Consider the following 24,823-nt stretch of genomic DNA (forward strand, 5'->3'; position numbering starts at 1 on the left):
CTCCCTCCCTCCAGAGGGACGGAAAACCCGACACACTCAAGTGACAAAGTTGACGCGGGGTGGAGCAGCCCGGTAGCTCGTCAGGCTCATAACCTGAAGGTCGCTGGTTCAAATCCAGCCCCCGCAACCATCTTTACTTGCGATCCACCCCGCTCTCCGGCGGGGTTTTTCGTTTGCGCGGAAATCGTAAGGATTCCAGCGAGATCGCCCTGAACGTCGATCTCCACCTTGCCCTCCACCGGTGTCAGAACGATCTTGTCCACCAGCGAGCGCAGGATGTCCGCCGCCTCGATCCGCTTCTCTTCCTCTTCGTCCTGCAAGGCTTCATAGAGCTGCTGCACCCGCTTGCGGTATTGCAGCGCCATCGAGGGATGCAGAAGGGGCGGCGGTTCCTCGGACTCGGCCAGGAACAGAGCCAGCTCCTTCTTGCGGTGTTCGAGCAGGACCATCTTGGAGTTGATGGCGTCAGCCGCGCCGCCCCTAAGGATCAGGTTAAGCAGCGTGTCGAGCTCCCGGTCGATCTTCGCTATCTCGGCCTCGGCCGCGGCGATACCGGCGCGACCGTCCATGCGCAGCCGGTTCATCTCCTGCGTGAACACCGCGCAGAAGTGAGCGAACAACTCGGGATCGACGAGCTTTGTGCGAAGCGCATTCAGCACACGCGTCTCCAGCTCGTCGCGGCGGATGTTGGTTCGGTTGTCGCAAGTGCCTTTGTTCCGTGCTGTCGAGCAGCCGATCAGCGTGGCTGAGATCGCCGAATAACCGCCTCCGCAGCAGGCACATTTTGTCAGGCCGGAGAAGAGATATTTCGGCCGGCGTCGGTAGTTCATCTTGCGGACGTCGGCGACGCCGCTCTCGTCCCGCTCGGTCCGGTTCTCGCCCTGCCTTGCCTTCACCGCGTTCCAGAGGTCGTCATCTAGGATGCGCAGCTCCGGCGCCTCCTGAATGACCCATTCGGATTCGGGATTGGGGCGGGCCTGGCGCTTGCCGGTATCGGGGTCTTTCACGAATCGCTGTCGGTTCCAGACGATCTTGCCGACATACATCTCATTGTTGAGGATGCCGTTGCCACGCTTCGGGTTGCCATTGATTGTGCTGAAACCCCAATCGCCACCGGACGGCGCTGGGATACGGTCCCTGTTCAGGGCGAAGGCGATGGTCTTGGCCGACTTGCCGGCTGCGTAGTCGCGGAAGATACGGCGGACGACCTCGGCCTGCGCCTCGTTGATGGTGCGGTCGCCACGGACGGGCTCACCATTGGCATCGAACTTCTTCACCACGTCATAGCCGTAGGAATTGCCGCCGCCCGACTTGCCGGCCTCGACGCGACCGCGTTGCCCGCGTCGGGTCTTGTCGGCCAGATCTTTCAGAAACAGCGCGTTCATCGTGCCCTTGAGGCCGACATGCAACTCGCTGATCTCACCTTCGGACAGGGTGAACATCTTCACATCCGCATAGCGCATGCGCTTGTAGATGCCGGCGATGTCCTCCTGGTCGCGGCTGATCCGGTCCAGCGCCTCGGCCAGGATCATGTCGAACCGGCCGCGCGCGGAATCCATGATCACCGCCTGGATGCCGGGACGCTGGATCATGCTGGAGCCGGAGATGGCGTGATCGGAATATTCCTCGACCACCGACCAGCCTTCCTTCTCCGCCCGCAGGCGGCACATGCGGAACTGGTCGGCGATGGACGCCTCGCGCTGATTGTCCGACGAATACCGGGCGTAGATCGCGACTTTCACTGCACATCTCCTTTCGGCATCAGGAGGTGCGCTTCCCCCTTCGACGCGTCATCTTCACTTCCTCGGCGTAGCATTCCCGCGCTGCCTGCCGCGCCAGAAACTCGACGAGACGCAGAAGGCGCGGATCGGGATTGCCGCACGGTGTGAACGTCAGTTCCGGCTCGTCGATCATCAGGGATTCGAGCAGCGCTTCGCGCTCGCTTCCTGTCATCTTGGATTTGTTTCCGGGGGCTCGCAAGGTCATAACTTGCAGCATTCCCGTCGTTTCTAACGTAAGCAACTGAAATCAAAGCCGTATATTTGGCGGCGGTCGGGGCGATAACGGCGGCGTTGTCGCGCTCGGGCGAAGCATGGCGTGCCACAGCATATGGAAAATACTGGCGGGAACGCGCAGTATTCTTCCGCATGAATGGCTTGTGGTGCGAGTCTCGCGGCATCGCTGACATCCCTTGTTTTCAAGGACAATATCGGCTATATGTCAGGATATATAGCACGGAGGCCAGCCATGAGCAATGCCGCACAGAAGAGGGCGATCGAGAATTACCGGGCGCGCCTGACGCAGCGGGGCTTCAAGCGCTTTGAAGTCCTGGCGTTAGAATCCGACCGCGAGTTGATCCGGTCGCTCGCCCGCCAACTGGCGGAGGAGGGACCGGAAGCGGATCAGGCGCGGGCTGCGGTCAAGGCAGCCCTCGTCGCGGGTGAGCAGCCAAAATCTGGCGGCATCCTGTCCGCGCTGCGCCGTTCGCCCCTTGTCGGCGCCGATCTCGATCTGTCGCGCCCGCGCGAGGAAGGGCGCCGGGTCGATCTGTGACGCGCTATCTCCTCGATACCAACATCATCAGCAACGTCGTCAAGCCGCATCCGTCGGAAGCGCTGTTGGCGTGGTGGGCGGAGCAGCGCGACGAAGACCTGTTTATTTCGGCGCTGGCCATCGCCGAGATCCGGCGCGGTATTCTGGAGAAACCGCGCGGGAGAAAACGCGATGCTCTCGAGGCCTGGTTCTCGGGAGCGGAGGGGCCGCAGGAACTGTTCACCGGTCGAATTCTCTCGTTCGATGACAAAGCGGGCCTGATCTGGGCGCGGTTGATGGCGGAAGGGAAGGCGGCAGGTCGTCCGCGCAGTGCCTTGGATATGATCATCGCTTCTGTCGCAGGTGCGAACGACTGCATTGTGGTTACGGACAACGAGAAGGACTTTGCCGGGCTGGAGTTCGTCAATCCGTTGCGTCCGGTGAGATGATGCCAGGCAGGCCGGGATCAAGAACTGGTTCGTCCCACTTGCGTGCGACGCCGAGCGAGGGGGCCACGAATGCCTGAGACTCGGGCTCTCCGAAGCGAAGCTGGAACGTATAGAGGCGATTTACTACTTGCCGCATCAGATCACGCATCTCGTTGTCGTCAATGCGCGATAGCTCTTGTCATGGAATTTGATTGCCGTCGGCATCGACGACGATAACATCGGAGAAATCTCAGGCTTTCATTACCGGCGCGCGCCCCGCATGGATGTTCTCTAGCCTGGTAATGCGTACGCAGATCATGGCCATCGCCTTGGCGAGTTGGGCCGAAATCCTCTCCTCGTCGCGCCGCTTCATCCGGCCACTTCCGTTCGGTTTCTATAGACCCGGTAGTTCGAGGCTAAGTTGCCGAACGACATCTTCGTCTCTTTCCGGCTCCAATGAGGATAGCGTAACGCCAAGAAGCCGCACCCCCTTTTCGACCGGGAACAGCGCCTCCAGAAGCACCCACGCGATCGCGGTGAGTTCCTCCGCTCCGCGCAGTCTGCGCTCGATGGTCCGGCTGCGGGTGATCTGCTGGAAGTCAGCGTATTTCACCTTGAGCGTCACGGTGCGGCCGGTCAGAGCCTTGGCCTCGCAACTTCGCCAGACCTTCGCCGATAGCGAGTCGATCTCTTTCCTCGCCGGTTCGAGATCGAAAATGTCCGTGGTAAAGGTATCCTCGGCCCCGATGGACTTGCGCTCGCGATGTGGTTCCACCGGGCGAAGGTCGATCCCGCGTGAGATGCTGTGATACCATCCGCCCGACTTCCCGAAATGCTCCCGCAGATACTCGGGCGATTTCTCCCTGAGATCAGCGCCTGTCAGAATGCCGAGGCGCTCCATCTTCGCCGCCGTGGCCGGCCCGACGCCATGAAACTTGTTCACCGCCAGTTCTGCCACGAATTGCGGGCCGCGCGCGGGTGTGATGACCGCCTGGCCATTAGGCTTGTTGAGGTCGCTCGCCATTTTCGCGAGGAACTTGCAGTAGCTGATGCCCGCCGAAGCGTTGAGGCCCGTGACCTCCTTGATGCGGTCGCGGATGATCTGCGCCACTTCGGTCGCGAGAGGAATGCCCCGCTTGTTGGAGCTTACGTCGAGATAGGCTTCGTCGAGGGACAGCGGTTCGATCAGATCGGTGTGCTCGGCGAAGATCTCCCGGATCTGGGCCGAAACCGCCCGATAGACATCGAAGCGGGGCTTCACGAAAACCAGATCGGGGCAACGCCGCTTCGCCGTGACCGACGGCATCGCCGATCGCACACCATATTCGCGCGCTTCATAACTTGCTGCGGCCACCACGCCGCGCGCGGCCGATCCGCCAACCGCAACCGGCTTGCCCCGCAAGCTTGGATCATCGCGCTGTTCGACTGAGGCATAAAATGCATCCATATCAACATGGATGATCTTGCGGATTTTTTCCCCCGCTTCGCCTGTGTCGCTCTGATGGACGCCCACGCCCGCCATCGTCCGGGTCACTTCTCGAGCATTCTGGACCGCTCGACGATCCTCAACCAATCGGCCGGCAACGGGCGCTGTAGAGCCTTCGCATCCTTCCAGTCAGCGTTCAGCCATGTCTGTACCTCCTCGGGGCTGGTGAGGATCACTGGCATCGCCTTGGGGTGGATCGGCTTAACAATGTCGTTCGCATCGGTTGTCAGGAAGGCGAACAGATCATGTGTGCCGGGGCGCGGTGTTCGGTTCGATCCGCGAACGCCGTCCCACCGCGTCCAGATGCCGGCAAAGAAGAACAGCGGCTCGCTATCGTCCAGAGCAAACCAGCAGAGCGGCTTGCGCTTCGTCACCGGATCAGGCGTCTGCCCATATTCCGAAAAGGCCGTCGCCGGGACCACGCATCGGTGCTCGATCCCCAGCCATTGCTGCCAATGTCCGATCCACGTCTTGCGGACATTGGTGACGCCGGTGTCGGGCGCGTCGGGTGATTTCAGGTGCTCCGCTGGTGTCGGCATGCCCCACGTCAGGGAGGCCAGTTCCCTGCTGCCGTCGCGGTTGCGCACAACCGGCGCCGGACGATCAGGATAGACATCGATCAACGGCTCAAGGTTCCCGAGGCTGTCATGCGTTGCGGCCACGAAATCCCGGATCGCCTGCTGGTTCGTCGTCAGATTATAGAGGTTACACAAACCCGATCCTCCGGTTTTACTGTGCGCCTACAATAAAAGCCCCGGAAGAGCCTGTCGTTCACATTTCGTCGGACTCACATTGACTCTCGGCTGGAATGAGAACAAATAAGGAACATAACAGCGAGAATCCACTGTGACAACCCTCGGAGCACCCCCCGCGCATGAATACGCGCCCCGTCAACCCGGCCTTTTTGGCGCTGCGTGAGCGTATCGCGCAGCTGGAGGGGGATGGCGCGCGCACGCGGGAGGTGCTGCCCTTCGGCGTGCCAACGCTGGATCGGAGATTGCCTGGCGGTGGGCTTGCGCTCGGGTGCCTGCATGAGGTCGCGGGCGGCGGAAATGGCGCCGTGGACGGGGCGGCCGCCGCCTGTTTCGTAGCCGGGATCGCGGCCCGCACACCGGGCAAGGTTCTATGGTGCGTGGCGCAGCAGGATTTGTTCGCACCGGGACTGGAACAGGCTGGCCTGTCCCCCGATCGCGTCATCCATGTCGAGGCCGGAGACGACAAATCGGTTCTGGCCTGCATGGAGGAAGGATTGCGGCATGGCGGTCTTGGCGCAGTGGTCGCCGATATTGCCCGTCTGCCGATGACCGCCTCGCGGCGGCTGCATCTGGCCGCCAAGGAGAGCGGGACCATAGGCATCGCACTGCGGCGCTGGCGACGGCAGGCCGAAGCCAGCGATTTCGGGCAGCCCAGCGCGGCGATGACGCGGTGGCGGGTCTCGGTGCTGCCGTCGCGGCCCTTGCCGGTTCCGGGCGTCGGACGCGCACGTTGGCTCATCGAGCTGATCCGCGCCCGCGCCGGGGAATCCCTCAATATAGAACTGGAGGCGTGCGATGGCTCGGGTCATCTCGGTCTTCCTGCCGACATGGCCGACAGACCGGCTGCGGCGGAAGACTGGCGACACAGCGCTGCCGGTTGAAGCGCCTCTGGTCCTCGTCGGACGCGACCGCAACAGGCGCATTATCACGGCGGCGGATTCTGCGGCCCAGGCACTCGGCCTGCGGGTCGGGATTCCTGTCACCAAGGCGCAGGCTCTCGTGCCGGGTCTCGCCATCGAACCGGCCGACCCCAAGGCCGACGCGGAGAGCCTGGAACGTCTCGCCCTCTGGGTCTTGCAGCGCTTCAGTCCGATCGTCGCGGTCGATCCACCCGATGGCATCGTCATCGAATCCACCGGCGCCGACCATCTCCACGGCGGCGAAGCCGCCATGCTGGATGCGCTTATCGGGCGTCTGACCCTTTCGGGTGTGGCCGCCCGAGCCGCCGTCGCCGACACCTGGGGCGCCGCCCATGCGCTGGCGCGCTACCGGGCAGATCCGGTTCTGATCGGAGGTGCCGGCAATGGAGAGGCCCTGATTTCGCCATTGCCCCTTGAGGCACTTCGCCTCCCGGATTCGATCTCCGCCGGCCTGCGTGATCTCGGCTTTGCCGCGATCTCCGACCTGATCGCCCAGCCTCGCGCGCCACTCACGCGCAGGTTCGGTCCTGAACTCGGCCGCCGGCTCGATCAGGCGCTCGGCGCGGCCGCCGAGCCGATCACACCGGTGCGTCCCGAGGATATGATCGAAGCCAGGCGCAGCTTTGCTGAACCCATCGGGGCGGTCGAAACGATCGCGCGCTATATCGGGAAGCTCGTCGCCTCCCTCTGCGATACGTTGGAGCAACGTGGCCTTGGGGCGCGGCGCCTCGATCTGCTCTGTCACCGGGTCGACAACCGCATCGAGACGGTGCGCATCGGGCTTGCCCGTCCCGTGCGCGAGCCAAAACGACTGACCCGACTTCTTTGCGACAAGATAGAAATCATCGATCCCGGCCTCGGCATCGAGATCATGTCGCTCGCGGCCACCCTTGTCGAACCTTTGGAAGCGCGGCAAGCGACGACATCACTTATCGACACGCCGGAACCCGATCTTTCCGGGCTGATCGATGTCCTGGCGAACCGGGTCGGCGCGCGGGCAATCTATCGCTTTGCTCCCGTCGCCAGCGACGTCCCGGAACGATCCATCTGCCGCATTCCCGCACTTGCGGCGGAGACCGGCGCAGGCTGGCCGGATCATTGGCCCCGCCCATCGCGGCTGCTGATGCAGCCTGAGCCCATCGAGACCATGGCGCTTCTGCCCGATCATCCGCCAAACTGGATTTCCTGGCGCGGCGTAAGGCGGCGGGTGCGCCGGGCTGACGGACCTGAACGTGTCTTCGGCGAATGGTGGAAGCGCGATGCGGAACTGGCGGCGGTGCGCGACTACTTCCGCATCGAGGATGACGCCGGCGAACGCTTCTGGGTCTTTCGCGCCGGCGATGGCGAGGATGCCGCCACCGGCTCGCATCGCTGGTTCATGCACGGGATCTTCGGATGACGGACGCCTCGAGAAATGGGCCGCGCTATGCCGAATTGCAGGTGACGTCGCAGTATTCCTTCCTGCGCGGCGCCTCCTCGGCCGACGAGCTGTTTGCGACCGCCGCCCTCATGGGGATCGAGGCGCTCGCCGTAGTGGACCGAAATTCGGTCGCCGGGATCGTCCGCGCCCATGAGGCCGCCAAGGCCACCGGCGTCCGGCTGATCGTCGGCTGCCGCCTCGACTTGGCCTGCGGCATGTCGGTACTGGTCTATCCCACCGATCGGGATGCATGGTCGCGGCTGTGCCGCCTACTGACCCTCGGCAAGGGCCGCGCCGGAAAAGGGGGATGCCATCTGGAATGGGCTGATCTGGTCGCCTATGGCGAAGGCATGATCGCGGTCCTGGTGCCCGATCTGGCCGATGCGGTCTGCGCCCTGCGGCTGCGACGACTGCGTGACACCTTCGGGGATCGCGCCTATCTGGCGCTCACGCTGCGCCGCCGTCCCAACGATCAGATGCGGCTGTGGGAGCTGTTGATGCTGGCGCAACAGGCGCGAGTGCCGACCGTCGTGACCAATGACGTGCTGTTCCATGAACCGGGCCGCCGCATGTTACAGGACGTCGTGACGGCCATCCGCCACAACACTACGATCGACGCCCTCGGTCATCGGAGGGAACGCCATGCCGATCGATACCTGAAACCGCCCGCCGAGATGCACCGTCTGTTCGCGCGTTGGCCGGAAGCGCTGGCGCGCACAGTGGAGATCATGCGCCGCTGCACCTTCAGCCTTGACGAACTGCGATACCAATATCCCGAGGAACGTGACGATCCGGCCCTGACGCCGCAACAGACACTGGACAGACTAACCTGGGAGGGTGCGGCGACACGTTATCCCGATGGCGTGCCTGACGAAGTGACGGCGGCGCTGCGCCACGAACTGGCCCTGATCGGCAAACTCGACTACGCGCCATATTTTTTGACCGTCAACAGCATCGTCCAGTTTGCCCGCTCGCGCGGCATTCTCTGTCAGGGACGCGGTTCGGCGGCGAACTCAGCCGTCTGCTATGTCCTCGGCATCACCGCCATCGATCCCGGCCGCAACGATCTGCTCTTCGAACGCTTCGTCAGTGAGGAACGCAGGGAGCCGCCCGACATCGATGTGGATTTCGAGCATGAACGCCGCGAAGAGGTCATCCAGTGGGTTTATGAGCATTATGGCCGGGACCATGCCGCGCTGACGGCCACCGTCATCCGCTATCGTTCCAAGGGCGCGCTGCGCGATGTCGGCAAGGCCATGGACCTTCCTGAGGATCTGCTCCACACCCTTTCCGGCCAGCTCTGGGCCTGGTCGGAAACCGGCGTATCGGATCAGCAAATCCGTGAGTTGAACCTCAATCCGCAGGATCGCCGTCTGCGCCTGACCCTCGAACTGGCAGCGCAGCTTCGCGGCGCACCCCGGCATTTGTCGCAGCATCCGGGCGGCTTCGTCCTGACCCATGACCGGCTCGATGATCTCGTACCGATCGAACCCGCCGCCATGGTGGATCGCCAGATCATCGAATGGGACAAAGACGACATTGACGCCCTGCGCTTCATGAAGGTGGATGTCTTGGCTCTCGGGATGCTGACCTGCATGCGCAAGGGTCTCGATCTGATCGCCGAACACAAGGGGATCGCCGTCGATCTGGCGACCATCCCAGCCGAAGATCCACGCACCTACGCCATGATCCGTAAAGCAGACACCCTCGGGACGTTTCAGATCGAGTCTCGCGCGCAGATGTCGATGCTGCCCCGGCTGAAACCGCGGACCTATTACGATCTGGTGGTGCAGGTCGCCATCGTTCGACCGGGGCCGATCCAGGGTGACATGGTCCATCCCTATCTCCGTCGCCGCGAAGGACTGGAAGAGGTTCACTACCCAACGCCAGAGCTGGAAAAGGTGCTCGGCAAAACCCTCGGCGTGCCGCTCTTTCAAGAGCAGGCCATGCGCGTGGCCATCGAATGCGCAGGCTTCACTCCCGGCGAGGCCGACCTCCTGCGCAAGAGCATGGCCACTTTCAAATTCACCGGCGGCGTCTCGAAATTCCGCGACAAGCTGATCGAGGGAATGGTGGCCAATGGCTATGATCGGGAATTTGCCGAGCGCACCTTCCGGCAACTGGAGGGCTTCGGCTCCTACGGCTTCCCCGAGAGCCACGCCGCCTCCTTTGCCTTGGTTGCCTATGCCTCCGCCTGGCTGAAATGCTGGCACCCCGATGCATTCTGCGCCGCTCTTCTGAACTCCCAACCCATGGGCTTCTACGCCCCGGCACAAATCGTCCGGGATGCCCGCGACCATGGTGTCGAGGTGCGTCCGATCTGCGTCAACGCTTCGCGATGGGATTGTACGCTGGAGCCGACAGACGACGAGACCCGCTTTGCGGTCCGCCTCGGTCTGTGCATGGTGATGCGCGCCCGCGCACAGGATCTCGTCACGCAGGAACTCGGCCCACGCACCGATCTGCAGATCCACCGCAATCTGGAGCGCCAGGTCGAGGCGGAACGCTGGACCCAGCTTGACCGACAGCTTGTCCGTGACGCCCACAAGTCCGGGATTATAGATCTCGCTCCGCCTGCCGACCGCCAGCCGGACGAGTTCCATGCGCTGAAGGTGGGGCGGCTGCGCACCCTCGAAATCCGCGGATTGGCCGGCCAAATCGGACACGCGCAATGGTTCATCAGGCCCGAAGCCGAGACTGTGCTGCGCGAGATGGGCGAACGCGGCGACATCATCAAGCGTATGCACCGCGCGCTCACAGAGCGCGGCATCGAACGCGGCTCGGCCAGCTATGTTCTTGCGGGCGAAAGCCTCGACGTTCCCATCGTCGGCCGACTGGTCGAACGCGGCCTCGATGACGAGTTGAAGGGCACGGCCTATGCCGTGGTCGACGGTACCGACGGCCGCACCCATCATATCAGGCTGCCGCACCTCGATGCCACGGGCGACAGCCCGCCCGGTTCGATCGTGGAATTGCGCTCCTGGGAGGACGCGCAAGGGCAGCGCCGTGTTGCGCTCGCCGTCCGCTCCGATCTCGATCTCGGCGCTCAGGTCGGCGCCACTGGCGCGACCTGGCTCGACCGGCAGGCGATTGCACGCGAACCCATTGCCCTGTCGGACAGCGGCTTCGGCGCGGAAGTCCGTCAGGCACTTGATGAACGTGCCGAGCATCTCATCGGCGAGGGTCTGGCCGAGCGGCAAGGCCAGGGCGGCCGCGTCGTCTTTGCGCGTCGCCTCCTCAGCACCCTGCGCCAGCGCGAGATCGATGCGCTCGGCGAGAAACTCGCCTTTGAGACCGGGCTGCCGTTCAATCGCGCAGCCAGCGGCGAATATGTCGCTGGCGCCTACCGTCAACGGCTTGCGCTGGCCTCCGGCCGCTTCGCCATGATCGACGACGGCCTCGGCTTCCAGCTCGTGCCCTGGTCACCCTCCCTCGAAAAGCAGATCGGCCGCCATGTCTCAGGCGTCGCTCGTGACGATGGCGGCGTCGATTGGGAATTCGGCCGCAAGCGCGGCCTCGGCCTCTGACATCAACCGGAAAGGACAATCGTAATGTCGGCGACCAAGATCCTCTGGGGACAGATCAGTATCGTCTTCCTCATCATCCTCGCCACCACCTGGGGCGCGACGCAGTATGTCGCCTGGAGCCTCGGCTATCAGCCGCAACTCGGCCCGCCCTGGTTCGAGCTGTTCGGGACGCCGATCTACTACCCGCCGGCGATCTTCTGGTGGTGGTATTTCTATGAAGCCTATGCGCCGCCGATCTTTGCGAAGGGGGGCATCATTGCGGCCTCCGGCGGCTTCATCGCCATCGCGGTCGCCATCGGCATGTCGGTCTGGCGGGCGCGCGAGGCCAAGAACGTCGCCACCTATGGCTCGGCGCGATGGGCAGAGACCTCGGAGATCAGGAAGGCGGGACTGCTCGATCCCGATGGCGTCGTCCTCGGCCGTTATGACCGCGAGTATCTTCGCCATGACGGCCCGGAGCATGTGCTCTGCTTTGCGCCGACCCGATCCGGCAAGGGCGTCGGTCTGGTCATCCCGTCGCTCCTGACTTGGCCGGGCTCGGCCATCGTCCACGACATTAAGGGCGAGAACTGGCAGCTCACCTCCGGTTTCCGCGCGCAGCATGGCCGGGTGCTGCTCTTCGATCCCACCAATCCGAACTCCTCGGCATACAATCCGCTGCTCGAGGTGCGGCGCGGTCAGTGGGAGGTGCGCGACGTCCAGAACATCGCCGATATTCTGGTGGACCCGGAGGGTTCCCTGGACAAAAGGAATCACTGGGAAAAGACCAGCCATTCGCTCCTCGTCGGCGCGATCCTGCATGTCCTTTATGCCGAGCCGGACAAGACGCTGGCGGGCGTCGCCAAATTCCTGTCCGACCCTAAGCGCCCGGTGGAATCCACCCTGCTTGCCATGATGCGGACCCCGCATTTGGGCGAAGCGGGGCCGCATCCCGTCGTCGCCAGCGCCGCGCGCGAATTGCGCAACAAATCCGACAACGAAATGTCCGGCGTGTTGTCGACGGCCATGTCTTTCTTGGGCCTCTATCGCGATCCCGTGGTCGCGGAGGTGACGCGCCGCTGCGACTGGCGGATCAGCGATATCGTCGGGGGCGAGCGGCCGGCGACCCTCTACCTCGTCGTGCCGCCGTCGGACATCAACCGCACCAAGCCCCTGATGCGATTGCTGCTCAATCAGGTCGGTCGTCGCCTCACCGAGGATTTGCAGGAAAACGCCGGCCGGCACCGCTTGCTGCTGATGCTGGACGAGTTTCCCGCGCTTGGGAGACTGGACTTCTTCGAGACTGCGTTGGCCTTCATGGCGGGCTATGGCCTCAAGAGCTTCCTGATCGCGCAGTCGCTGAACCAGATCGAGAAAGCCTATGGGCCGAACAACTCGATCCTCGACAACTGCCATGTCCGCGTGAGCTTTGCCACCAACGACGAGCGTACCGCCAAGCGGGTTTCCGACGCACTCGGCACCGCCACCGAGATGAAGGCGATGAAGTGTTGATTTCCGCTGAGAAGTGACCCGGGATTTGCACCGAGAAGTGACCCACGCGTTTTATTGTGCCGTAGTTATCGGGTAGGTCAAGTTTTCGCCCTTCGCGTTTGTGTTTTCGCGGCAGTTGCGCTTGCCCTGAAGCGGAAGCTGTCGTTGCCGGTCTCGACGATGTGGCAGTGATGGGTCAGGCGATCGAGCAGTGCGGTTGTCATCTTTGGATCTCCAAAGACGTCCGCCCATTCACTGAAGCTCAGGTTGGTGGTGATGATGACGCTTGCCCGTTCGTACAGCTTGCTCAGAAGGTGAAAGAGCAATGCCCCTCCCGACGGACTGAACGGCAGATAGCCGAGTTCATCCAGGATCACGAGATCATGCCGGGACAGGCGATCAGCAAGTTGCCCGGCCTTGCCCTGTGCCTTTTCCTGCTCAAGGGCGTTGACCAGTTCCACGGTGGAGAAGAAGCGAACTTTCTTTCGGTGGTGCTCGATGGCCTGAACGCCAAGCGCCGTGGCAATGTGGGTTTTGCCAGTGCCGGGGCCACCGACGAGGACAATGTTTTCTCCCTGCCCGATAAATTCGCAGCGGTGCAACTGGCGGACCAGAGCCTCGTCAGTCTCACTGGAAGAAAAGTCGAAGCCGGCAAGGTCCTTGTAGGCGGGGAAGCGAGCGGCCTTGATCTGGTATGCGATGGAGCGCACCTCCCGTTCAGCCGTTTCCGCCTTGAGCAGCTGCATGAGGACAGGCATCGCTGCTTCGAATGCCGGCGATCCCTGCTCGAGCAAATCATTCACGGTCTGGGCCATTCCAGGCAGCTTCAGGCTGCGCAGCATAATGACGATGGCGGCGCTGGCAGGATCATGACGCATGGCGTCCCTCCTGTCCGGCGAGGCGCAGTGCGTCGTAGCGATCGACATCGGCGCGTGGTTCACACGTCAGGATCAGCGCCTGGGGGGCAGTGATGGCAGCTGGCGTCTGTGACTTGCCGTCAACCAGCCTGTGCAAGAGGTTGAGGATGTGCGTCTTGGTGGGGACGCCAGCGTCCAGGGCCATTTCCACAGCGCACAGCACCGCCTGCTCATCATGCTGCAAAACGAGCGCCAGAATCTCCACCATTTCCCGGTCGCCACCGGGGCGCCGGAGGAGGTGCTGCTGCAGATGTCTGAAGGCATCGGGCAATTCGGCGAATGGGGCTCCGTTGCGCAAGGCTCCGGGCTTGCGCTGGACAACGGCCAGGTAATGTCGCCAGTCATAAACGGTCTGGCCCTGCCGGTTATGCGACCGCTGGACGATCCTGCTGTGCTCGCAAACGATCCGGCCTTCGGCGGCAACGACAATCCGGTCCGGATAAACACGCAGGCTCACCGGCCGGTTGGCGAAAGACGCCGGCACGCTGTACCGGTTGCGCTCCAGGTGCACGAGGCAGGTGGGCGAGACGCGTTTGCTGTATTCCACAAAGCCGTCGAACGGTCGGGACAGCGGCATCAACGCTGGCGCTTCATCCACCCAAACGTCAGCTACGGTTCCTGGCAGACGTCCATGTGGGATCTCCTGCCACAATGCCTTGCAGCGCTCCTCCAGCCAGTCATTCAGTGCTTCCAGCGTGGAGAAGCTGGGCGTTGGCTGCCAGAGCCGGTGGCGGGCATCCTGCACGTTCTTCTCAATCTGCCCCTTTTCCCAGCCAGACGCCGGATTGCAGAACTCGGCTTCAAACAGATAATGGCCGACCATCGCCTGGAAGCGGCTGTTCACCTGCCGCTCCTTGCCGCGCAATACACGGTCGACAGCCGTTTTCATGTTGTCGTAGATGCCCCGCCGCGGCACGCCGCCGAACACCCGGAATGCATGGGCGTGGGCGTCGAACAGCATCTCGTGGGTCTGTAACGGGTAGGCCCGAACCAGGAAAGCGCGACTGCAGCACAGTTTTGCGTGTGCGACCTGCAGCTTCACCCGTTCGCCGTCGATGATCGCCCAGTCTTCGCTCCAGTCGAACTGGAAGGCTTCACCGGGCCCGAACGCCAGGGGAACAAAAGCCCCGCGGCCAACCGTGTTCTGCTCACGTTGGCGGTCCTGCTTCCACGCTCGGGCAAACGCCGCGACCCGGCTGTAGGAGCCCCCATACCCAAGGCTTACAAGGTCAGCATGCAACTGCTTGACTGTACGCTTCTGCTTGCGTGAACGGCCGGCCTCGACCTTCAGCCAGGCTGACAGCATTTCAGCAAATTCATCCAGCTTGCTGCGCCGTTCGGGAACCCTGAATGTGGGTTCGGACACATCCGAACGCAGGTATCTGCGTACAGTGTTGCGGGAAAGTCCGGTCCGACGCGAGATCTCCCGGATCGACAGCTGGTCACGAAGAAACCAGCGACGGAGAACGCTCAACAAAGCCATGTCTATCACTCCGTTGCCCCCCGCTGAAAACAGCAAGGGTGAGGTCAAAACATGGGTCAAATCTCAGCGGAAATTTCCCCAAATCCCGGGTCACTTCTCAGCGGAAATCAACAGCGATGAAGAACTATGCGGGGCACCGCTTGTCTCCTTGGCTCGGCCATCTCATGGTGTCCCGCTCGGAGACCGCACGCCAGTTGCTCACACCGGGCGAGATCATGCAGCTTCCCCCGAGCGACGAGATCGTCATGGTCGCCGGCATCCCGCCGGTTCGGGCGAAGAAGGCGCGGTATTTCGAGGACGAGCGGTTTCGCGAACGCCTGCTCTCGCCACCGGAGCTGACGCCGCCCGAGACGCCGCAGACGGACGACTGGACCGCGTTGCCGATTCCGGCGCGGCCCGAATATTCCAGCGAAGATCCTTCGCCTGAACCAGCCGAGGATGAAGACCCGACCCAATCAGAACGGAGGCTGCAGCCTGAACTCGGCCGCGTGAAGCCGGCGGAGAACAAAAAGCCCATCGAAAGCGAATGGGAGGCTGGGCTGTCCGATGATGTTGACGAAGAAGCCGCCCAGAACCGGCGCATGATCCGTAATGTTCAGGGCGTTGCGCGTCAGGTCTCGATGAATCCCGGCGACGGCATGGATCTCTAGCGACATGGCCAATCCCCGGAAAAAGAGAAAGGTCACGGTTTATCTGGACCCGGCCATCGAGAAGGCTCTGGTGGAATTTGCCGATCGTCGGGATCGCTCGCAGTCCATGATCGCCGAGGCCGCGATCGCGTCGTTTCTGTCGCCCGACGACGCCGAGCGCCGGGAGGCGATCATCGCGCGGCGCCTCGATCAGATGGACCGCCGTATGACGCGTGTGGAGCGGGATGTTGGAATTGCTGTCGAAACCCTGGCGGTCTTCATCCGCTTCTGGCTAGCCACGACGCCAGCTCTACCGGAACCCGCCGCAAACGCGGCCAAAGCCAAGGTAGGAGAGCGGTATGAGGGCTTCATTGCGGCGCTCGGCAGGCGGCTCGCCCAAGGGCCGAAGCTTCGGCAGGAGGTGTCGGAGGATATGAGCGGACCAGATCACGGGGCAGAGATCAGCTAGTTGGTCGGCCGGTTTGAGCCGCTAAGATGCCGGTCGGTCGCGATCTCGTGTCCGCTCGCGACCTCATTCTCGACATTCGGGAGGCTTGCCACGTCGCCCATATGCGGACAGTCTGGTTTTAAACAGCAGTATCGGAAAGCTGAAATTTCGGAAAACCAAGGACTCAGACCAAAAGCGGCCCGAGAATCCGTCGTCTTGGACTTAAATCTGCTTGCTTAGAACCCAGTATAAAGACAGGCTGCCTAGAGGACAAAAAGGGGAGGTTCGGTCTGGCCATGAGCCTGTCGCAAACCGATTTTCCGCGCGATTGGCTGGCGCAGTTTTCCGGAGCGGAGCGTCTTGTGGCCGAACAGTTGGCCGACGCCGTGATGTTGGTCGGCCACGATGCTCTTTACCGGGGGCTGCGCTTACTGCTCGACGAGACCACCACAAACCGCGACGAGGGCGATCAGGACCGGCCGATAGCGCTGTTCGCTGAGCGCGCCGTGGAGACCCGCGATGCCAAGGATGACGAATATGGCTTCGTCCGCCACGAAGTCCTTCCCTTCTTTCCGGGTACCGATGAGGGGCGCGCCACAGGCACCGGCATGCCGCCCATCGTCATCGACCCAAGCGATCAAGAGGTCGGCAGCGAAGGCTCGATCGCCAATTTCATTACCGGATATGAGCGCCTGCACCGGGACCGCGTGCTGAGCCATCCCGGACCCGACGCGCTGCGCACCGGCCGCGTCAGTCACATTGTCATCGTCACCGACTTCATCGGCTCGGGCAAGCGCGTGTGGGAAATGCTCGAGGCGTTCTGGCGTGTCGCCACAATCCGTAGTTGGCACTCCTACGGCCTCGTCCGATTTGCCGTGGTCGCCTATTCCGGGACTGAAGATGGGCTGAAACACGTCCGATCGCACCGCTCGGGGCCAAACGCCCGTGTGGTCCATGCCTGCCCCACCATCTTCACCTCATTTGTCGGCGTGGACCGCGATGCGGTCTTGGCACTGTGCCGCGCCCATCCTCACCGTAGCCGCTATCCGTTCGGCTTCGGCTCGGCCGGCGCGCTTATCGCCTTCTCGCATGGCATGCCTAACAATGCGCCGCCTGTCCTACATAGCGATCGAAAAGGATGGGTGCCGCTTTTCCGCAACCGTAGCGCGCTCGGCGCCGACATGCATTTTCCGGCGGCCAATGCCGATGCCCTCGCCGACCGCGCTCGGGCAGTTCTGCAAATCCGGACGGCAGAGCGATTCCTCGCCGATCCAACCCGTCGCCGCTGGGTCGAAACGATGCTGGTTCTGACCGCGCTCAAAGATGGATCTCGCACGGCGGCCAGCGCTTCTGCTCGCACGCGGCTGTCGCTCGCCAATGTCGAGCAGATTCTTGTGTTCACCCGCATCGCCCGCTGGACGAGCCTGCGTAACACCCTGACCGTTCTTGGCCAGCGCGAGCTTCGGCGGCTTCAGTTACGGCGCGCCCGCACGGTTGTGCTTCCCACCGAGGACTTGCCCTACTATTATCCTAGCCAGTTGAGGGCCCGGTGAGGGAGTTTAGAAATGCGCCGCGCAAGCGGCGACAGGTTCCTTGGGAACCTGGGGCCAGGGATTTCCCGGGTCCGTGCATCGGAGCAGGACCTTCGCGCTGCGCGAGACAGCAAGTCACGGCTGGCGGGGTCTTGGACGAGACTTGCTGTCCCACCCACCTGAGTGGGTCGAAGTAGATGTCCGCACCGAGCCCTCAACGCTACGCATCTGGCGCTCGCCGCCACGGCATCGATGCAGTCACGCTTGAAAATGCATTAGCGGCGCTCGCCCGCATACGAGCGACAGACCCTCGCATTACCCCGGTGCTGACTCTGCGCCATTTCTCGGTACTGACCGAGCTACCCTATCTATTCCTGCGTCGGACGGTCGCGCGTCGCGGGCACACGAAATACCGGTTCGTCCTTCTGAAGAAGCGTATCCCAGGCCGATCCGCCAAGCGGATGATCTCGATTCCGCCGAAGAGCCTAGCGATCGCGCAGCGCTGGCTAGTCGATCATGTCCTTCGCTATGCGCCCGTCCATCCGGCAAGCTTCGCCTTCCATCCAGAATCTTCGCCAGTCCAGGCCGCTGAACAGCACCCCAACACCAAATGGCTGTTGAAGGTTGATATCGAGGATTTCTTTCACTCGGTGAGTGAAGGGACGGTCTCGGCGATCTTTGCCTGGCTGGGCTTTCCCAAGTTACTGTCCTTCGAATTTGCACGACTTTGCACTATCGGGCTCGATCGAGGGCCCGGAAAGAACCCTGCGCCACACAAAGGCCCGATCGACTTCTACGCGCTTGGTTATGAAGGCATTCTTCCGCAAGGTGCGCCAACGAGCCCGATGCTCGCCAATCTCGCAATGCTGCGTATCGATACACTCCTGGCGCGGCTAGCCGAGGAACGCGGGCTGCGCTACTCGCGCTACGCCGACGATCTGGCCTTTTCCACCGACGCCGATCGCTCGCTGGGGGAGATGCGCAGGCTTCAGCGCGACGTGTGCGCGATTCTCAACGACTCGGGGTTCCGGCACAATCAGCGCAAGACCGTGATCCGTGGCCCCGGCACGCGCCGGATCGTTTTGGGCATGCTGGTCGACGGCCCAATGCCTCGCCTACAGCGCGCCTATAAAGACATGATCCGTCTCCATCTCCATTATCTATCCTCACCCGCTTATGGGCCTGCCAAGCATGCTCTGGCGCGCAAGACCGGCGTCTCTAGTCTCTATCATCATGTTCGTGGCCTGATCGCCTGGGCCCAGCAGGTCGAACCAGCCTTTGGCCAGCAAGCGCTTGAGCAATTCGCCTCAGTCGACTGGCCGCCTATCCAGCCCCGCCAGATCGAAAGCGGCTGGGATGACTGAGCTCCCGCCGCCAAGCGCAATATCTTCGAATATAGTGCCGAAAACCAATCTCAATGCTGGACCGTTCCAGTCGCAAACCGTAATTTGAGCCAATGGCAGAAAATGCTCAACAACCGGCCGACTTCGCGCCCTACATTCGCCACCTGTCGATCAAGCGGTTCAGGGGGATCGAGGCGCTGTCGTGGTTCCCCGGCAAAGGCATGAACGTGCTCCTGGGCGGCGGCGACGTGGGCAAGAGCACCATTCTGGACGCCATCGCGCTTCTTCTCAGCCCAACCAATGCGGCAATGCTGTCAGATGCCGATTATTGGCAACGCCGGCACGAGGACGGCTTCGAGATTGCCGCCGCTATGGCGCTGCCCCTGAACTGTGGCATCGTCGAGCAACGCAAGTCGAGCTGGCCCTGGGAATGGAGCGTGGATGGCCCGAAGCTTCCCGATCTTGAGGCCAATGACGGCCAGCCGCTCGATCCTGTGTTCTGCGTGCGCGTCTGTGGGACGCCCGATTTTGAACTGCAACACGAAATCTGCCAGCCCGACGACACCGTCGATCATTTCCCGGTTTCGGTCCGCCGTAATATCGGCGTCGTGCGGCTCGGGGGCGACGATCGCAACGATCGCGACCTCCGTCTGATCCAGGGATCGGCGCTCGACCGCCTGCTCAGCGACAAGACATTGCGATCACGTCTGGCGGATAAGATCGGGGAAACAGACGTGCATGGCGAGCTCAAGGAGAGTGCGAAGATCGCGCTCGGTGATCTCGATGAGCGGTTCCAGAAGCGCACTTTGCCCAGCCAGCTCGGCCTTGGTCTGGTCGGCGGGCCGGGTTTTTCGCTCAATGCGCTGATCGGCCTCACCGCAACCAAGGACGGCACCATGCTGCCCATGGCGAGCTGGGGTGCGGGGACACGCCGGCTTGCGGCGCTCGAGGTCGCCGCAGCCCATCATGCCGAGCATCCGATCATGGTCGTCGATGAGATCGAACGCGGCCTTGAATCCTACCGCCAGCGCATTCTGATCGAGGAGCTGCTCGCGAGCCCCTCGCAGGTGTTCGTGACGACGCACAGCGCGCCTGCCGTCCACGCCGCCGCCACGGCCACGCTTTGGTATGTGGACGCCGGCGGCAAGATCGGGAGGCTTCCGGCATCGGTCGCGGCGCAGCAGAAGCGCGATCCCGAGACCTTCCTCGCGCGAGTGGCAGTGATCGCCGAAGGCGCGACCGAAGTCGGATTCGTCACCAATCTGCTCAACCGTTCGCTCGGGGAGGACCTCCGTCGTCACGGAATCTGGGTCAGCGACGGCGGCAGCAATTCGGAAGCGTTGACTGTACTACGTGGCCTCGCGACGAGCGGGCTCAAAGTTGCCGGCTTCGCGGACAATGAGGGCACACAGCAGGGCCTGTGGCAACAGACCAAGGACCAGCTCGGCGATCTCCTCATGCGCTGGCCGGACGGATGCCTTGAAACCAACCTCATCCCGCACCTTCAGGATCACCAGCTAGAGGCCTTCATTGCCGAGCCCGACGGTGATGTTGGCGAGCGGCTGCGAACCTTGGCCGATCGACTGAATCTGGAGGATAAGTCGCTTGCGGCGATCCTCGCTGCGACAGACGATATCCGCTCGCTGATGATCGCGGCAGCGTGCGGTACCGCTCCCGCCGATCCGAACGCGCCTGAGGCGCAGAAAAAGGCGTGGAAGAAGCACGGCCAGCGCTGGTTCAAGAGCGTCGCGGGCGGCGCCGAACTCGCCGACAAGCTCTTCGCGTTTGGGCTCTGGCCGCATGTCGCGCCCCAGCTTCTCCCGTTCGTCAATGCTGTCCGAGGGGCCGTCGGGCTCGGGGCCGCGCAAGCGGTCGTCTGATGTCAGACGCGACGGTCGCCCAAGCGCTTCGCTCCGCCGCGCGCCTCGTGGTCGTCGAGGCGCCGGGCGGCTGCGGCAAGACTTATCAGGGCGCCCGCTACGCCTGCGACATCGCGCCCGCCCTCGGCGACGGACGACTGCTCATTTTGACTCACACCAATGCCGCCTGCGACGTCTTTGCCGGCCGGACGCACGGTCTCAGCCGCCACGTCGAGATTCGCACGATCGACGGGCTCGTGATCGAGATCGCCGGCGCCTACCGCCACCCCCTTGGCCTGCCTGAGGATGTCGGCGCTTGGGCACGGCGCACCCCAAAAGGGTACGACCTGCTGGGCGAGAGGGTGGCACGCCTGCTGACCCGGCATCCTGCGATCGCGGACTGTGTGGCCCGGCGTTATCCGATCGTCGTCTGCGACGAGCATCAGGACGCAAGCGCCGACCAGCATACACTTGTCATGGCGCTGCATCGCGGCGGGGCGCAGCTTCGTGTGTTCGCCGATCCGATGCAAATGATCTTCACCGGCACCCAGGCGCAAACCGCCGCCGCAGAACAGCGCTGGGAGAATCTCAAGGCCGCAGCCGATCGGTTTGAGGAACTCGACCAGCCTCATCGCTGGGCAAACGTCCAGCCCGAGCTCGGCGCCTGGATCCTCGCCTCGCGCGCGACGCTGCGTGATGGCGGCAAGATCGACCTCACCGGCAACCTTCCGGCCGGGCTCACCGTCCATGTTGCCGAGAACAGCTCACCGCAGCGCACCGGGTTCCGAGTGGACGCGCAAGAGAGTCCTGCAATCTACGCACGCGCCAACGCGCCGTCTTTGCTCGTCCTTACCGGACAAAATGATCGCGTCACCGCCTTGCGTGCCTTCTTCAACCGGCGCCTGCCGATCTGGGAAGGCCATGTTCGCGAAGGGCTGTCCACGCTCGCCGCGCATTGTGCGGCCCATCAGGGCAATGCCGAGTCACTGGCGCGCGGCATGCTCACATTCATGGGCTCGGTCGCCTCGGGGTTTTCGCCGACGGCCTTCGGCAACCGCTTCGTGCTCGAGGCGCAGGAGGGATGCGCCAAACCTTGCAACGGCAAGCCGCAGCATCTCCAGGCGATGGCTCGTCATATCGTCGAGTGCCCGGATCATCGCGGCGTGGCACGAGCGCTCAACCACCTGCGGAGCCTGGCAGCGAATGAAGCGGCCTTTGCTGACGTCCGCATCCATCATGGCCGCGAGTTTGCCGAGGCGATCCTGCTCGGCCGGTTCGAGGATGCCGATGACGGCTTTGCCGAAATCGCTCGGCGACGCACCCACGCCCGACCACAGCTGCCGATGAAAGCGATCAGCACGATCCACAAGGCCAAAGGCCTCGAATTCGAAAATGTGATGGTCCTACCGTGCGACGCTGACAATTTTTCGAACACCAAGGCGTCGCGCGCCCGGCTATATGTCGCGCTCAGTCGGGCGACCCGCTCGCTGATGCTGGTCGTTTCGAAAGCGAAGCCCAGTCCGCTGTTCAACCTGTAGGAAGCGGCTCGTCGACGACGAGGTCTGTTCTTTTTCACTACGTCTCTCCAGTGTTCCGGAACCCGCGATGGCTGAGATCGAGCGCTTTGCATTCGAACTGCGGCGGCCACTTGGATGGCTGCTTTCCCATCTCCGCCGCTCAGAAGCGGTCGAGCAGGAATCCACCCAGAAGCGAACACTGGTCGCTGCCGTAGCGAATGGCAGCTCTGTCCCGCGAAGCGGTATGACTCGTCGAGTCGCTCCGCTCTTGCCAAACGGTTCAACTATGCAGCTCCATCTTGGTGCTGAGAGGCACAACCGCCAATCTCCTGTATTTTTATCCCACACTACTACGACGGCCGAAACTTGTTGAATCGGTCCGTGTTGCGGCTCTTTTAGTGATCCCCATCCGGGGATCTTCTCTCGCCTCCCCGGTGGAACGGGGACGAGATGGCAGGCATCAACCACGAACAGGCAAGTGTGGACCGCAGCGCGCGCATGCTCCGGACGGCGCTCGGGCCTGCCATCTCGAACCTCCTGCAAGACCCATCTGTTGTCGAGGTCATGCTGAACCCCGATGGCCGGATCTGGGTGGACCGGCTGTCGGAGGGTCTGTCAGATACCGGCGAGATACTCTCCGCCACAGACGGCGAGCGCATCGTGCGGCTGGTGGCCCACCATGTGGGCGTCGAAGTGCATACGCGCAGCCCGCGCGTCTCGGCCGAACTGCCGGAAACCGGGGAGCGCTTTGAGGGATTGCTGCCGCCCGTCGTCGCTGCGCCCGCCTTTGCCATTCGCAAGCCCGCCGTCGCCGTGTTCAGCCTGGACGACTATGTTGCGGCGGGCATCATGGATGCCGATCAGGCCGAGACGCTGCGCGCGGCCGTTGCATCTTGCGCCAATATACTGGTTGCCGGCGGCACGAGCACAGGCAAAACGACGCTCACGAACGCACTACTCGCTGAGGTGGCGAAGACGCAGGATCGCGTCGTCATCATCGAGGATACCCGCGAGCTGCAATGCGCCGCGCCTAATCTCGTCGCCATGCGGACCAAGGATGGCGTCGCCACCTTGGCCGAACTGGTGCGGTCGTCCCTGCGCCTGCGCCCCGATCGAATCCCCATCGGCGAGGTGCGTGGGGCCGAGGCGCTCGATCTCCTCAAAGCCTGGGGCACCGGACACCCTGGCGGCATCGGGACTATTCATGCCGGCTCCGGGATCGGGGCGCTGCGCCGTCTCGAACAACTCATCCAAGAAGCTGTCGTTACCGTCCCCCGCGCCATGATCGCGGAGACCATCGATCTCGTCGCCGTTCTCGCTGGTCGCGGTTCAGCGCGACGCCTTGCCGAGCTTGCCCGCGTCGACGGGCTTGGGCCGGACGGCGACTACCGGATTTCACCCGCCACTTCAGAACCCGACACCGCTTACAACACTGGAGAAACTGAATGATCCGTCGCGCCTTTCGTATCCGCCACCATGTCGCAACCGCTGCCATCGTCGCCTGCGCGAGCCTGATGACGTCTCCGGCCCTTGCCTCGGGCTCCTCGATGCCCTGGGAAGCGCCGCTGCAATCCATTCTCGAATCCGTAGAAGGGCCAGTGGCGAAGATCGTCGCCGTGATCATCATCATCGTCACAGGCCTGACGCTGGCCTTCGGCGACACCGGCGGCGGTTTCAGGCGCCTGATCCAGATCGTATTCGGGATCTCCATCGCCTTTGCGGCGTCGAGCTTCTTCCTGTCCTTTTTCAGCTTCGGCGGCGGGGCGCTCGTCTGATGGCGCTCGCGTTCGAAGCGCTCGACGAAGTGCCGGGTTTCTCGATCCCGGTTCACCGCGCCCTGACCGAGCCGATCCTGCTCGGCGGGGCGCCGCGCTCCGTCGCCATCCTGAACGGCACGCTCGCCGGTGCGGTCGGCCTCGGCCTTCAGCTCTGGCTCGCCGGCATCCTGATCTGGGCGGTCGGTCACATCGCTGCCGTCTGGGCGGCCAAGCGCGATCCGTTCTTCGTCGAGGTCGCGCGCCGCCACCTGCGCATCCCGGCTTTTCTCTCGGTGTGAGGTCCGAGCCATGATGAATCTCGCGGAATACCGCCGCACCGCATCCCGCCTCGCCGATTATCTCCCCTGGGTGGCGCTGATCGGCTCGGGCGTCGTGCTCAACAAGGACGGTTCATTCCAGCGGACCGCGAAGTTTCGCGGGCCCGATCTGGATTCCGCCGTCGCGGCCGAACTGGTCGCGGTGGCCGGACGGCTGAACAACGCCTTCCGCCGCCTCGGCTCAGGCTGGGCCATCTTCGTCGAGGCGCAGCGCTCGGAGGCCGCCACCTATCCGGCCAGCCGTTTCCCCGATCCCGCCTCGGCGCTGGTCGATGCCGAGCGCAAGGCCGATTTCGAGGAGGAGGGCAAGCGTGGGAAAACCATGTGTGTGACAGCCGGCGCACCAGTCTTGAAAGAAATACAGGATCTTGAAGCCCGTACCCAGCTCTTCCAGAGACAGCGGATCACGCTGATTGCCATTCCCATCGATCCACTGAACATTCTCCAACGGCGGAGATGGCG

The 24,823-nt window shown here is 63.1% G+C and carries 20 protein-coding genes, 1 tRNA gene and 3 pseudogenes; 17 read left to right on the forward strand and 7 right to left on the reverse strand.

Features of this window, described 5'->3' with window-relative positions; genetic code table 11:
• Positions 1–53 precede the first annotated feature (53 nt).
• Positions 54–130 (forward strand) — tRNA-Met (locus tag ACERNI_RS00005).
• Here ACERNI_RS00005 and ACERNI_RS00010 read toward each other — a convergent pair.
• On the reverse strand, positions 87–1,742 hold the full coding sequence (locus ACERNI_RS00010; protein WP_448831338.1) for a recombinase family protein: 1,656 nt from the start codon (positions 1,740–1,742) through the stop codon (positions 87–89). The genes ACERNI_RS00005 and ACERNI_RS00010 overlap by 44 nt on opposite strands.
• Before the next feature lie 19 nt (positions 1,743–1,761).
• Positions 1,762–1,953: a hypothetical protein gene (locus ACERNI_RS00015; protein WP_238986719.1), complete on the reverse strand. Its 192-nt coding sequence runs from the start codon at positions 1,951–1,953 to the stop codon at positions 1,762–1,764.
• A 294-nt stretch (positions 1,954–2,247) separates the two neighbouring features.
• Here ACERNI_RS00015 and ACERNI_RS00020 point away from each other — a divergent pair, with 294 nt between their 5' ends.
• Positions 2,248–2,553 carry a hypothetical protein gene (locus ACERNI_RS00020; protein ID WP_448831256.1) on the forward strand — a complete coding sequence of 102 codons (306 nt, stop codon included), beginning with the start codon at positions 2,248–2,250 and terminating at the stop codon, positions 2,551–2,553.
• Positions 2,550–2,981 carry a PIN domain-containing protein gene (locus tag ACERNI_RS00025; protein ID WP_448831257.1) on the forward strand — a complete coding sequence of 144 codons (432 nt, stop codon included), beginning with the start codon at positions 2,550–2,552 and terminating at the stop codon, positions 2,979–2,981. Before ACERNI_RS00020 ends, ACERNI_RS00025 begins: the two co-directional genes overlap by 4 nt.
• Before the next feature lie 229 nt (positions 2,982–3,210).
• On the opposite strand, the gene ACERNI_RS00030 is transcribed toward ACERNI_RS00025, so the two are convergent.
• From ACERNI_RS00030 to ACERNI_RS00040, 3 genes are read right to left on the reverse strand one after another with little or no spacing between them, the layout of a single operon-like run.
• Positions 3,211–3,333: a hypothetical protein gene (locus ACERNI_RS00030; protein WP_448831258.1), complete on the reverse strand. Its 123-nt coding sequence runs from the start codon at positions 3,331–3,333 to the stop codon at positions 3,211–3,213.
• A gap of 21 nt (positions 3,334–3,354) precedes the next feature.
• A complete protein-coding gene (gene dinB / locus ACERNI_RS00035) occupies positions 3,355–4,482 on the reverse strand; it encodes a DNA polymerase IV (RefSeq protein ID WP_448831339.1) in 1,128 nt (375 codons plus the stop codon).
• 8 nt (positions 4,483–4,490) lie between these two features.
• Entirely contained in the window at positions 4,491–5,159 is a 669-nt protein-coding gene (locus tag ACERNI_RS00040; RefSeq protein ID WP_448831259.1) for an SOS response-associated peptidase, read from the reverse strand.
• Positions 5,160–5,320: 161 nt separating this feature from the next.
• On the opposite strand from ACERNI_RS00040, the gene ACERNI_RS00045 reads away from it, so the two are divergent.
• The 4 genes and pseudogenes from ACERNI_RS00045 to ACERNI_RS00060 form a co-directional block, all read left to right on the forward strand.
• On the forward strand, positions 5,321–6,082 hold the full coding sequence (locus tag ACERNI_RS00045) for an ImuA family protein (protein WP_183368546.1): 762 nt from the start codon (positions 5,321–5,323) through the stop codon (positions 6,080–6,082).
• Positions 5,997–7,520, forward strand: coding sequence for a Y-family DNA polymerase (locus tag ACERNI_RS00050; protein ID WP_183368547.1), 1,524 nt, complete (start codon positions 5,997–5,999; stop codon positions 7,518–7,520). The genes ACERNI_RS00045 and ACERNI_RS00050 overlap by 86 nt, the downstream gene beginning before the upstream one ends.
• Positions 7,517–11,068, forward strand: a complete 3,552-nt coding sequence (locus ACERNI_RS00055) for an error-prone DNA polymerase (RefSeq protein ID WP_448831260.1) — start codon at positions 7,517–7,519, stop codon at positions 11,066–11,068. The genes ACERNI_RS00050 and ACERNI_RS00055 overlap by 4 nt, the downstream gene beginning before the upstream one ends.
• A gap of 24 nt (positions 11,069–11,092) precedes the next feature.
• Positions 11,093–12,553, forward strand: a pseudogene (locus ACERNI_RS00060) (conjugal transfer protein TraG); the annotation flags it as partial.
• An 83-nt stretch (positions 12,554–12,636) separates the two neighbouring features.
• Here the strand turns inward: ACERNI_RS00060 and istB are convergent.
• Positions 12,637–13,416, reverse strand: coding sequence for an IS21-like element helper ATPase IstB (gene istB / locus ACERNI_RS00065; protein WP_448831261.1), 780 nt, complete (start codon positions 13,414–13,416; stop codon positions 12,637–12,639).
• Positions 13,406–14,938: an IS21 family transposase gene (istA, locus tag ACERNI_RS00070; protein ID WP_448831262.1), complete on the reverse strand. Its 1,533-nt coding sequence runs from the start codon at positions 14,936–14,938 to the stop codon at positions 13,406–13,408. Before istA ends, istB begins: the two co-directional genes overlap by 11 nt.
• A gap of 113 nt (positions 14,939–15,051) precedes the next feature.
• Between istA and ACERNI_RS00075 the strand changes: the two are divergent.
• From ACERNI_RS00075 to ACERNI_RS00120, 10 genes and pseudogenes are all read left to right on the forward strand, one after another.
• Positions 15,052–15,588 (forward strand): annotated as a pseudogene (locus ACERNI_RS00075) (type IV secretory system conjugative DNA transfer family protein); the annotation flags it as partial.
• A gap of 4 nt (positions 15,589–15,592) precedes the next feature.
• Complete coding sequence (locus ACERNI_RS00080; RefSeq protein WP_058097336.1) at positions 15,593–16,036, forward strand: hypothetical protein; 444 nt, start codon at positions 15,593–15,595, stop codon at positions 16,034–16,036.
• A gap of 275 nt (positions 16,037–16,311) precedes the next feature.
• Positions 16,312–17,568 (forward strand): phosphoribosyltransferase-like protein, encoded by a 1,257-nt coding sequence (locus ACERNI_RS00085; protein WP_058097337.1) that lies wholly within the window; start codon positions 16,312–16,314, stop codon positions 17,566–17,568.
• Positions 17,569–17,744: 176 nt separating this feature from the next.
• Positions 17,745–18,911 carry a reverse transcriptase family protein gene (locus ACERNI_RS00090; RefSeq protein WP_082658052.1) on the forward strand — a complete coding sequence of 389 codons (1,167 nt, stop codon included), beginning with the start codon at positions 17,745–17,747 and terminating at the stop codon, positions 18,909–18,911.
• A 92-nt stretch (positions 18,912–19,003) separates the two neighbouring features.
• Positions 19,004–20,770: an ATP-dependent nuclease gene (locus ACERNI_RS00095; protein ID WP_058097339.1), complete on the forward strand. Its 1,767-nt coding sequence runs from the start codon at positions 19,004–19,006 to the stop codon at positions 20,768–20,770.
• On the forward strand, positions 20,770–22,287 hold the full coding sequence (locus tag ACERNI_RS00100) for an ATP-binding domain-containing protein (RefSeq protein WP_058097340.1): 1,518 nt from the start codon (positions 20,770–20,772) through the stop codon (positions 22,285–22,287). Before ACERNI_RS00095 ends, ACERNI_RS00100 begins: the two co-directional genes overlap by 1 nt.
• Positions 22,288–22,716: 429 nt before the next feature.
• Positions 22,717–23,715 (forward strand): P-type conjugative transfer ATPase TrbB, encoded by a 999-nt coding sequence (gene trbB / locus ACERNI_RS00105; protein ID WP_196108349.1) that lies wholly within the window; start codon positions 22,717–22,719, stop codon positions 23,713–23,715.
• Positions 23,712–24,041, forward strand: coding sequence for a TrbC/VirB2 family protein (locus ACERNI_RS00110; protein ID WP_196108350.1), 330 nt, complete (start codon positions 23,712–23,714; stop codon positions 24,039–24,041). The genes trbB and ACERNI_RS00110 overlap by 4 nt, the downstream gene beginning before the upstream one ends.
• Positions 24,041–24,322 (forward strand): VirB3 family type IV secretion system protein, encoded by a 282-nt coding sequence (locus ACERNI_RS00115; protein ID WP_036749093.1) that lies wholly within the window; start codon positions 24,041–24,043, stop codon positions 24,320–24,322. The genes ACERNI_RS00110 and ACERNI_RS00115 overlap by 1 nt, the downstream gene beginning before the upstream one ends.
• A gap of 10 nt (positions 24,323–24,332) precedes the next feature.
• Positions 24,333–24,668 (forward strand): annotated as a pseudogene (locus tag ACERNI_RS00120) (conjugal transfer protein TrbE); the annotation flags it as partial.
• Positions 24,669–24,823: the final 155 nt, after the last annotated feature.

The sequence above is a fragment of the Camelimonas sp. ID_303_24 genome, assembly GCF_053543495.1.